The sequence below is a fragment of the Marinomonas sp. SBI8L genome (assembly GCF_001624705.1).
GTDB lineage: Bacteria > Pseudomonadota > Gammaproteobacteria > Pseudomonadales > Marinomonadaceae > Marinomonas.
In genome coordinates, this window is sequence record NZ_JSEO01000014.1 from 49,289 (window position 1) to 60,044 (window position 10,756).

The window sequence follows — 10,756 nt, forward strand, 5'->3', positions numbered from 1 at the left end:
TGAGTCCTTATTAAAATGTAGTCCCTAGCTGAAATTGAAAAGCATCCATATCATCACCAGTTTTAGCATTTAACGCTCTTGCTAAGTTAAATGATAATGGTGCAATAGGTGTTACCCAAGTCCAACTAAAACCAGCACTAAAGCGAATTTCGGCAAGATCTACACCTTCATTACAACCTGTATTACCACTATAACAGTTATCAGTAAAAACGTTACCTGCATCTATAAAAAAGGCAGTACGTACAGATTTATGATCTTCAACCATAGGCATTGGAAAAATAAATTCAGCAGTACCTGTTATAGAAATATTCCCACCTAAAGCATCAGGTGTTTCAGATGAAGTACTTGGATAAGAGTTCAAAGGCCCGAGAGATGAGCTATCAAAGCCCCTTACAGAATAAACCCCACCTGCATAATAGTTCTCATAAAAGGGGAGTTGCTCAGAATCACCATAGCCAAACCCATAACCTAACTTACCTTTTAATCTTAGCAACCATAAATTTGAGCCATTAAGATTCCAGTACCTCTGAGAGTTCAAATCTAACTTACCATATTCTTGATCGCTAATAGGCGTCGCTAAACTTAAACTCAAACGTGTTGAGTACCCTTGTGTTGGCAACATACCGCCCACTAGGTCACTATCACTCCAAGTAATACTACCAATAACATCATCAAAATTATTGCCATGTTGATTAACATAATCACTGGTTTCATTTGATGGGTCTGTCCCCAGTCTTACTTTAGTTTCCTTAGCAGTTACACCAAAAGTTAACCTTTGGGTATCTGAAATGGGGTAACCAAATCTTACCGTTGCCCCTAAACTATCAAGACTATAATCTTCAACCTCATCATCTTCATCATAATCTGTGGTTTTATAAAACACATCAAAACCACGGCTAATGCCATCAACAGTAAAGAATGGATTATCATAAGATAAAGTGTAAGCTTTTTTAGTATCAGAAGTACTAATATTAAAAGAGGCCTTGTTACCCGTACCTAGAAAGTTACGTTTGGAAATACCAAAACCAAGCTGCATACCATCCCCTTCAGAGTAACCAATACTCGCTTGGATGCTGCCAGATGGTTGCTCCTCTACAGAGATATCAATATCAACTTGGTCACTGCTTCCCTTAACAGGAATAGTTCTTAAAGAAACCTCACCAAAATAACCTAATCGTTCAATACGTCTTTTCGATTGCTGAATACTTGAGTGGTTAGCTAAACTTCCTTCGAATTGCACCATTTGACGACGCAATACTTCATCTCTGGTTTCTGAATTACCCGAAAAGTTAATTCGTCTAACATAAACCTTAGGCCCAGGTGTCACGTGATAAATTAACTTAACTTTATCACCCTCCAATTTTTCAGGAATAATATTTACTTTGGTAAACAAATATCCATGATCACCTAATAATGCTGACACGGCTTCCAGGTCTTTTGTTGCTCTAGCTCTAGAAAAAACATCACCTTCTTCTTGGGTTATTTTTTCAAATATTTCAGACTCTTCTAAAACTAGCTCACCATTCAATGCAACTTCATCAATAAAATATTGAGGCCCTTCCTCGATATTAATAACAATATAAACATCTTGTTTGTCTTGGGATAAGCTTACTTGACTAGAGACAATTTCAAAATCTAGGAAGCCACGATCCAAATAATAGCTTTTCAAATTATCTAAGTCTGCCTGGATTTTAGGCTTAGCGTATTCATCACCTGAACCAAATGGATTAAAAAAGCCAGTTTCCATTGACAGGAAGTCTTTAGTAATCTCTTCTTCAGTAAAAAATTGATTACCAATTACATTTAAATGCACAATTTTAGCGGTTTCACCTTCGTCAATATTGATGGTGACACCCACTCTATTTCTTGGCATCTCTTCAGTAATCACTTCCACATCAGCATTATAGCGTCCAAGCGCATAATATTGGCGCTGTAACTCTTGCTGAATTTGATTCAAGGTATCTGGCTTATAAAACTCTCCCACCTCTAACGAAGAACGCGTTAAACCCTTTTCTAGATCTTCTGTTGGTATCAAGTCATTCCCTTCAATGACAAGCAAACCAATAGAAGGCCTCTCTAATACTTCAAAAGTCAGTACACCCTGATCTTCGTAGACCTGAATATCGCTAAAAAAGCCGGATGTAAATAAGGTCTGGATAGCATCATGAACAGATTCATACTGATACTCTACACCCTCTTCATAACCTATCATTTCAAATGCCCTTGCATCAGGCACTTGTAACAAACCATTTATTTGGACTTGAGAAACACTTTTAGAAATCGCCGGTAAACTCAAACACATTAGACATAAGGTAAAAACAAACTTCACTCACAACCTCTCTACAAACGGGCGATATCATTAAAAATAGCGACCAACATCAAAGCGAATAACATAGAAGCTCCGATACGATAAGCTAGATATTGAACTTTTTCTGAGACTGGCTTTCTACGCACGGCCTCAACAAAATAAAACAGCAAATGACCACCGTCCAATACAGGAATAGGTAGCAAGTTAAGTACTCCAAGACTAATACTCAAGTAAGCCATAAACTGTAAAAATGATTGCAAGCCAGACTCAGCAGATGCACTTGCAACCTTAGCAATAGTAATTGGGCCAGATAAGTTATCAATTGAGATCAATCCCTTAATCATCTTATAAATAGATAACAAGGTTAAATTGATCATTTGACCAGAGCGATCGACCCCATAAGCAATTGACTCAAAAAAACCATACTGAGTTTCTTTATACCAAGATGCGTCCAACACAACTGGCTTTACCATCAAACCGACATAACCTGTCGCCACTCCCTCTACATCCCTTGAGTTTGGCGTTAGCATAAGGTTTATTTCTTGATTATCTCGCAGCAAAGTGACTGACAAAGCCTGCAACGGGCTCTTTTGCACTATATTGACAAATTCTTGCCAGTCCTCAATTAAATTATCATCAACCTTAACGACCCTATCATTCTCTTTAAGCCCGGCTAATTCAGCTGCGCCATCAGATAAGACTTTATCGACGATTGCAGGCATTTGAGGTCGCTTAGGAGTTAATCCTAACTCATTGATAAGTCCTGCTGGCTCTGAATCTGACAACCAAGCTTGCAACTGGAAATCAGACTCAACTTCAGTCGAACTTCCCTTGGGAATATATCTAAAGGAATAACTACCTGTTTGCCCAATTAAATTTGCAAGTGCAAGATTCACCTGTTGCCAAGATGCGACGTTATCACCGTTTATCCAAGTAATTTCATCACCAGCCTGCAAACTTGATTGAGCAATAATTGAATCTGCTTTTATCCCACCAACTATTGGCGTAACCGTTTGAATCCCCTGAAGCGCAACTACTGCATAAAGAATAATTGCCAACAAAAAGTTAGCTAAGGGCCCTGCTGCAACAATAGCAATACGTTGCCAAACCGTTTTATTGTTAAATGCCTCATGTTTTTGCGTATCAGGTACATCACCTTCTCGCTCATCCAACATTCTGACGTATCCACCAAGAGGAATAAGCGCCAAAGTGAATTCAGTGCCGAGGCGATTTACCCATTTAAAAATTGGCTTACCAAAACCAACTGAAAACCTAAGCACCTTCACACCACAAGCACGCGCTACTATATAGTGACCGAACTCATGGAAGGTTATAAGCACACCTAAAGCAACAATAATGGACAGTACACTCTGAATCACAAAAACGCCTTAGAATTAATAACATCATTTGCTTTTTGACGCGCCACTTTATCAGCATCAAATACAGCTTCCAAATCTGTGACAGGGAAAACAGCAGTTTGTTCAAGCACTTCGGTATTTATTTTGGCAATATCCAAAAAACCAATACGTTTGTTCAAAAAAGCATCTACTGCTATTTCGTTTGCTGCATTCAAACTAGCCATCGCAGTGCCACCTATATACCAAGCATCAGCAGCAAGTCTCAGATTAGGAAATTTATCTAAATCAGGTTTTGAAAAGTCTAGCTGGGCAATTTCAAACAAATTTAACGGCTCAACTCGGGTTGTAATTCGCTCAGGCCAGGTCATGCCATAAGCAATAGGCACCTTCATATCAGGGTTACCCATTTGAGCAATGACAGATCCATCATCATAAGAAACCATTGAGTGAATAATACTTTGAGGATGAATTACCACCTCAATATCATCAGGCTCCACATCAAATAACCAGCAAGCCTCAATGAGCTCCAACCCCTTATTCATCATACTAGCGGAATCAACAGAGATTTTACGCCCCATAGACCAATTTGGATGCTTACATGCCTGCTCAGGCGTCACAGATAGCATTTCTTCATTACTGAAGTTTCTAAATGGGCCGCCTGACGCTGTTAATAAAATCTTATCAACTGATCTTTTTATCGCACCAGACTCATTTTGAGGAAGACACTGATAGATTGCATTATGCTCGCTATCAATCGGCATTAAAGTGACATTATGCTTAGCAACTTCATCCATAAAAAGCTTGCCAGCAGTGACAAGAGATTCTTTATTCGCCAACAAAACTCGCTTACCTGCACGAATAGCAGATAAAGTAGAAGTTAAGCCAGCAAAACCAACAATAGCAGCAACAACCTGATCCACATTAGATTCAGATGCAATTTCAGTCATAGCTTCAGCACTACAATCAAACTGAATAGGTAAATTGGGGCAGGCATGAGCAACAGCATCTCGCGCCTTTTCAGAACCCATAACAACGCGTTCAGGTTGAAATTCATGACAAATTTCAACCATACGCTCAACACTTTCATTTGCTGCAGCCGAAATTAGTTTAAACTTATCAGGATGCTGAGAAATTAAATCGAGCGTACTTGAGCCAATCGAACCAGTCGCACCCAAGAGACAAATATTTTGCATTAGAGCCATCCCACGTTCATCATGAGCAATACAAAAATAGGTGCTGCAGAAGTAACGCTATCTATTCGGTCCATTACACCACCATGACCAGGTATAAGACTACTTGAGTCTTTCAAACCTTCGTGCCTTTTAAACAGGCTTTCCGTTAAATCACCCAACACAGAGACAGCTACTGTTACTAAACCTACGGCAGACAAAATAAGAGTTTGAGCCAAAGCAAGCTCCTGGTAAGAGGCAAAGACAAAAAGCCCTACTTGAGTTACAACAAGGCCACCAATTACACCTTCCCAAGATTTCCCTGGACTTACATGTCGCGCTAATTTTCGCTTACCAAGCAATCGCCCAGTGAAATAAGCACCAGTATCTGCTCCCCAAATAAGTGCCATAAGCAAAATCAAGTAAGTAATAAACTGATCACCCTGTTTTATTACTGCCAACGCACACCAAGTTGTTAGCAAAATACTTAAACCAAATGACAACCTTAAGAAGCGCCCCTTCCAAGCCTTCATTTCAGGGTAAGCAATAACCCAGTAGAGTGCGAAGCACCAAAGTACAGGCGTAATCCACAACATAGCCCGTTGCAGATCAAAAATAGCAACACCATAAGATAAGGTTGCAACCATACCAGCAAAAGCAATACGTGTTTGTTGCCGAGTAATACCTGAAAGCCTTGCCCATTCCCAAGCAGCTACAACTAGCACAGCACCAGTGAAAAGCATAAAACCGATTTTATTAAAGGTAATAACAACATAGACAAACACAATTGCCATAACAATGGCACTAAGCACTCTAGGTAAAAGCATAATTATCGACCGCCATAACGTCTTTGGCGCTGCTGATAAAGATCAATCGCATACTGAAAATCGTCAGCATTAAAATCAGGCCAAAGAACAGGTAAAAAAACAAACTCCGAATAGGCTGCCTGCCATAACAAGAAGTTACTAATACGCTCCTCACCCGAGGTTCGTATAATAAGGTCTGGGTCAGGAAGATCTGAAAGGTAAAGTTGATCTGAAATCGCATTTTCATCTATTTGTTCAATAGACAAATCACCCTCAATCACTTTTTTACAAAGTTGACGCGCTGCTTGAGTGATATCACCACGCCCACCGTAATTTGCAGCAATAACTAATTGCATCCCTTCATTAGTTTGAGTTTGTTGCTCTGTGTAGGCAATTTGCGCTCGTAAACTAGCACTAAAACCTGACACATCACCCATCACCCTAAGTCGAATATTGTGCTCATGCATGCGCTTTAACTCTTTTTTCAAAGAGCGCATAAACAACATCATAAGAGCATCAACTTCTGCTTTAGGCCGTTTCCAATTTTCGCTAGAAAAGGCAAATAACGTTAGCACCTTTACACCAGTCTTTGCAGAAGCCTCTACAATACGGCGCACAGCCGTAGCACCAGCCTTATGGCCAGCAAGACTTGGTAAAAACTTTCGTTTAGCCCAGCGATTGTTACCATCCATAATTATGGCAATATGGGCAGGAATATTTTCTGCCACTTCCATAGAATGGCTAAGTTCGTCGTTTGACGATCCAGACATACGCAAAACCTTATTTTAAAGAAAAACACTTAAAGGAGCCCTAAGGGCTCCATTAAGTTTTTTAGATTGCCATTAGGTCTTTTTCTTTTTTAGCCAAGCGATCTTCCACTTCAGCAACATACTTATCAGTCAGTTTTTGCACCAAGTCTTGTGCACGACGCTCTTCATCTTCAGAGATTTCTTTCTCTTTTACCAAAGACTTAAAGTTAGCATTCGCATCACGACGGATATTTCGGATAGACACACGCGCACTCTCAGCTTCTGCTTTTGCTTGCTTAAAGTAGTTTTTACGAGTCTCTTCAGTCAAAGCTGGCATAGGAATACGAATCAGACCACCAGTAGTAGAAGGATTTAAGCCTAAATCTGACTTCATGATTGCTTTTTCGATTTCAGGCACTAAGTTTTTCTCCCATGGAGAAATACCCAAAGTACGAGCATCTTCTACAGTAATATTTGCAACCTGGCTAAGAGGTGTATCTGAGCCATAATAATCAACACGAACTGAATCTAAAATACTTGGGTGAGCACGACCAGTACGGATCTTTTTAAATGCTGTCTCTACCGCAGTGATAGATTTTCCCATACGCTCTTCAGAGTCTAACAAAATTTCATCAATCATAACTTTCTCACTTAATTAGTGTGCCTTCATTGCTACCCACAATTACATTAATGAGTGCGCCTGGCTTATTCATATTAAATACACGTATTGGCATATGGTGATCGCGAGTCAAGCATATTGCAGTTAAGTCCATGACTCCTAATTGTTTTTCCAATACTTCGTCATAGTTTAATGTATCATATTTAACAGCATCTGGATCTTTCATTGGATCAGCAGAATAAACACCATCTACTTTAGTCGCTTTTAGAACGACATCAGCATCAATTTCAATACCACGTAAACATGCAGCAGAGTCTGTCGTGAAGAATGGGTTACCTGTGCCTGCAGAGAAAATCAGCACATCACCTTCTTTCATCAAACGCATAGCACGTCGACGATCATAAGGCTCAACTATCCCTGTCATAGTAATTGCAGACATAACACGTGTTGTAATATTTGCTCTTTCGAGTGCATCACGCATTGCCAAGGCATTCATAACCGTTGCTAGCATACCCATATGGTCACCAGTCACACGATCCATCCCAGCTTCACTTAACGCTTGTCCACGAAATAAGTTACCACCACCAATAACAATACCAACTTCAACACCTATACCACGTAATTGGCCAATCTCAAGCGCAATTCTATTCAATACTTTAGGGTCGATACCAAACTTTTCGTCCCCCATTAAAGCTTCACCACTTAGCTTTAACAAAATTCTTTTATAATTGGCGTTTTTTTCAATCGGCATACTCAATCTCCGGTAATGGCATTGTTAATATTCAGGCAAAAAAATCAGCCTGATATAAAATATTCACCTTTGTAAGATGTATATTTATAAAAAAGGGCAGTCTAGCTGCCCTTTTTATGAAGTCGATCAGCTAGGATTAACCTTTAAGCTGAGCCGCAACTTCTGCAGCAAAATCAACTTCTTCAACTTCAATACCTTCACCTACTTCAAGGCGAACGAAAGAAGTGATAGTTGCGCCAGCATCTTTAGCCAATTGACCCACTTTAACATCTGGGTTTTTAACGAAAGGCTGTTCAACTAGGCTGTTTTCAGCCAAGAATTTCTTCATACGACCAACAATCATTTTATCAACGATTTCAGCTGGTTTGCCTGCCATATCTGGCTGAGCACGGATAATTTCTTCTTCTTTTGCTAGAACATCAGCAGGCATATCTTCACCGCGTACAACGCGTGGAGCAACAGCTGCAACGTGCATAGCAACATCTTTAGCTAGTTCATCAGAACCATTTTCCAGCTGAGTCAATACAGCAATTTGACCGTTACCGTGTAGATAACCGCTTACCAAGCCACCTTCAACTACAACAGCACGACGAGGCGCGATGTTTTCACCGATCTTCTGAACAAGCACTTCACGCAACTCGCCAATTTCACCAGCTAAAAGCGCTTCCATGTTTGTTTCTTTTGTTTCAAAAACAACATCAGCCACTTTCTCAGCGAAAGCACCAAAACTATCATCACGAGTCGCGAAGTCAGTTTCAGCATTAACTTCAACCAAGATGCCGTAAGAGTTATCAGGCGCAACGCGCATAACCAAACGACCTTCAGCGGCAGTACGACCAGCTTTTTTAGCTGCCTTCATGCCACTTGTTTTACGCAATTCTTCAATTGCTAGCTCAATATCGCCACCAGCAGCTGTCAGTGCTTTTTTGCACTCCATCATGCCAAGAGCGGTACGCTCACGTAATTCTTTTACCATTGCCGCAGTTACTGCTGCCATTTGTAAATCCTCTTAATACGAATTTAAAATTTAAAAAAGGGGGCATTTAGGCCCCCCTTTCAAAATTAGGAAAGCCCTAATTAGTTAGCTTCAGTTGCTTCGCTAACTTCAACAAACTCATCTGCAGATCCTGCAGCCGCACCGCGACCTTCAAGAACAGCATCAGCGAATGCAGTTACATACAACTGAACAGCGCGGATAGCGTCATCGTTAGCTGGGATTACATAATCAATGCCATCTGGGTTACTGTTAGTATCAACAACACCGATTACTGGGATACCTAGCTTGTTAGCTTCTTTAATTGCGATGCGTTCGTGATCAACATCAACAACAAAAAGGATATCAGGAAGACCACCCATATCCTTGATACCACCGATAGAAAGCTCAAGTTTTTCAAGCTCACGTGTGCGCATCAAAGCTTCTTTCTTAGTGATTTTTTCAAAAGTACCGTCGCCCATTTGAGTTTCAAGGTCACGTAGACGCTTGATAGAAGCACGGATAGTTTTGTAGTTGGTCAACATACCACCTAACCAACGGTGATTAACGTAAGGCATAGAAGAACGTTGAGCCTGTTCTTTCATTGTCTTAGACGCTGCACGCTTAGTACCAACGAACAAAACTTTGTTTTTGTTCTCTGCCATTTTCTTAACTAGCTCAAGCGCTTCGTTAAGAGCAGGTACAGTGTGCTCAAGGTTGATGATATGAATCTTGTTACGAGCACCAAAAATGAAAGGTTTCATTTTTGGGTTCCAGTAACGAGTTTGGTGACCGAAGTGAGAGCCGACTTGTAAAAGGTCGCGCATAGAAACTGTAGGCATAATAATATCCTTGTTTGGGTTGTTTATCACTTACCAACCTACTACTCCAGCCAGACAAGGTTTAAAGCAACCATTGGCACCCCAGAAGCGGCAGTTAATTGTGGTAAGGTCGTTAAGGTTTATTTAATTAAACTTGAATCAAAAGCAATTAAGATTCAAGCGGCGTGTTTATACCACAATTACAACACAATCAAAAGAAGATATTAGCTATGACCGTTTTTTCTTCTGTTTTTAGTCAGTAAAAAGAGGGAATATCCATGCCGTCTCATGTAGAATAGCAGGCATCTTAAATCAGACATCATTTTCTATCATGAGCAACGAAATTTTAAACCAAATTAAAGAACTCACAAAGAATGGCCGAGTTGATGTGCCAAAATGGACCCCTAAAACTGCAGCAACTCGATTTACTGACATTGCAGACATTGAAGGAATGCGCACTGCTGGCCGTTTAGCCGCTGAAGTATTAGAGATGCTACTCCCTTATGTTGTGCCAGGCGTCACTACTGACCAACTAGACATTATTGCCCACAATTACATAGTTTCAGAGCAAGGTGCCATCCCAGCCCCACTTAACTATCACGGCTTCCCGAACTCTATTTGCACATCAGTAAATGATGTTATTTGTCACGGCATCCCAAATGCTAAAGCCTTAAAAAAAGGTGATGCGGTCAACATAGATATCACAGTAATTAAAGATGGTTACTATGGTGACACTAGCCGCATGTTCTTTGCTGGCGAACCTGCTCAACACCTAGTACGTTTATGCAAAGTCACTCAAGAGTGCCTTTACTTGGCAATAAAAATGGTGAAACCTGGGGTTCGAATTGGTGACCTTGGCGCAGCGATTGCGGCACATGCGCACAAACACAACTACTCAGTTGTTGAAGAGTATTGTGGCCACGGTCTTGGCACAACGTTCCACGGCGAGCCACAAGTTGCTCATTACGGCACAGCGGGGACAGGTGCCGTTATCGAAGAAGGCATGACTTTTACCATAGAGCCTATGATCAATGCAGGTAAAAAGCAGGTTAAACACTCTGGCCAAGATAATTGGATTGCCAAAACAAAAGACGGTCGCTTATCAGCCCAGTACGAACATTCTCTTCTAGTAACCGCAGACGGCGTTGAAATTTTAACAAAACGCGCTGAAGAAGACTTTAGTTAACTCCATGTCATAACCC

At 40.6% G+C, this 10,756-nt stretch carries 10 protein-coding genes; 1 reads left to right on the plus strand and 9 read right to left on the minus strand.

All coding sequences use genetic code 11. From position 1 onward, the window contains the following. Window positions 1-10: 10 nt before the first annotated feature. The 9 genes from bamA to rpsB form a co-directional block, all read right to left on the minus strand. Complete coding sequence (gene bamA / locus OA91_RS18950; RefSeq protein WP_231870411.1) at window positions 11-2,329, minus strand: outer membrane protein assembly factor BamA; 2,319 nt, start codon at window positions 2,327-2,329, stop codon at window positions 11-13. 11 nt (window positions 2,330-2,340) lie between these two features. After that, window positions 2,341-3,687, minus strand: a complete 1,347-nt coding sequence (gene rseP, locus OA91_RS18955) for an RIP metalloprotease RseP (RefSeq protein WP_063336847.1) — start codon at window positions 3,685-3,687, stop codon at window positions 2,341-2,343. Beyond that, window positions 3,684-4,859 carry a 1-deoxy-D-xylulose-5-phosphate reductoisomerase gene (gene ispC, locus OA91_RS18960; protein ID WP_063336846.1) on the minus strand — a complete coding sequence of 392 codons (1,176 nt, stop codon included), beginning with the start codon at window positions 4,857-4,859 and terminating at the stop codon, window positions 3,684-3,686. Before ispC ends, rseP begins: the two co-directional genes overlap by 4 nt. Beyond that, window positions 4,859-5,662 (minus strand): phosphatidate cytidylyltransferase, encoded by an 804-nt coding sequence (locus OA91_RS18965; RefSeq protein ID WP_063336845.1) that lies wholly within the window; start codon window positions 5,660-5,662, stop codon window positions 4,859-4,861. The genes ispC and OA91_RS18965 overlap by 1 nt, the downstream gene beginning before the upstream one ends. A 2-nt stretch (window positions 5,663-5,664) precedes the next feature. Then, window positions 5,665-6,411, minus strand: a complete 747-nt coding sequence (locus tag OA91_RS18970) for an isoprenyl transferase (protein WP_046018597.1) — start codon at window positions 6,409-6,411, stop codon at window positions 5,665-5,667. 61 nt (window positions 6,412-6,472) lie between these two features. Beyond that, a complete protein-coding gene (frr, locus tag OA91_RS18975) occupies window positions 6,473-7,030 on the minus strand; it encodes a ribosome recycling factor (protein WP_046018596.1) in 558 nt (185 codons plus the stop codon). A gap of 7 nt (window positions 7,031-7,037) precedes the next feature. Further along, window positions 7,038-7,760: a UMP kinase gene (pyrH, locus tag OA91_RS18980; RefSeq protein ID WP_063336844.1), complete on the minus strand. Its 723-nt coding sequence runs from the start codon at window positions 7,758-7,760 to the stop codon at window positions 7,038-7,040. 136 nt (window positions 7,761-7,896) lie between these two features. Beyond that, the gene (tsf, locus tag OA91_RS18985; RefSeq protein ID WP_063336843.1) at window positions 7,897-8,757 is read right to left on the minus strand and encodes a translation elongation factor Ts; all 861 of its coding nucleotides are present in this window, start codon (window positions 8,755-8,757) and stop codon (window positions 7,897-7,899) included. A gap of 80 nt (window positions 8,758-8,837) precedes the next feature. After that, window positions 8,838-9,575 (minus strand): 30S ribosomal protein S2, encoded by a 738-nt coding sequence (gene rpsB, locus OA91_RS18990; protein WP_046018593.1) that lies wholly within the window; start codon window positions 9,573-9,575, stop codon window positions 8,838-8,840. 310 nt (window positions 9,576-9,885) lie between these two features. Here rpsB and map point away from each other — a divergent pair, with 310 nt between their 5' ends. Further along, on the plus strand, window positions 9,886-10,740 hold the full coding sequence (map, locus tag OA91_RS18995) for a type I methionyl aminopeptidase (protein ID WP_197477846.1): 855 nt from the start codon (window positions 9,886-9,888) through the stop codon (window positions 10,738-10,740). Window positions 10,741-10,756: the final 16 nt, after the last annotated feature.

Coding starts and splice junctions, on each gene's coding strand:
- OA91_RS18970 (WP_046018597.1), bottom strand. CDS start 6,411: ATGTCTGGATCGTCAAACGACGAACTTAGCCATTCTATGGAAGTGGCA.
- frr (WP_046018596.1), bottom strand. CDS start 7,030: ATGATTGATGAAATTTTGTTAGACTCTGAAGAGCGTATGGGAAAATCT.
- pyrH (WP_063336844.1), bottom strand. CDS start 7,760: ATGCCGATTGAAAAAAACGCCAATTATAAAAGAATTTTGTTAAAGCTA.
- tsf (WP_063336843.1), bottom strand. CDS start 8,757: ATGGCAGCAGTAACTGCGGCAATGGTAAAAGAATTACGTGAGCGTACC.
- map (WP_197477846.1), top strand. CDS start 9,886: ATGAGCAACGAAATTTTAAACCAAATTAAAGAACTCACAAAGAATGGC.
- rpsB (WP_046018593.1), bottom strand. CDS start 9,575: ATGCCTACAGTTTCTATGCGCGACCTTTTACAAGTCGGCTCTCACTTC.
- OA91_RS18965 (WP_063336845.1), bottom strand. CDS start 5,662: ATGCTTTTACCTAGAGTGCTTAGTGCCATTGTTATGGCAATTGTGTTT.
- ispC (WP_063336846.1), bottom strand. CDS start 4,859: ATGCAAAATATTTGTCTCTTGGGTGCGACTGGTTCGATTGGCTCAAGT.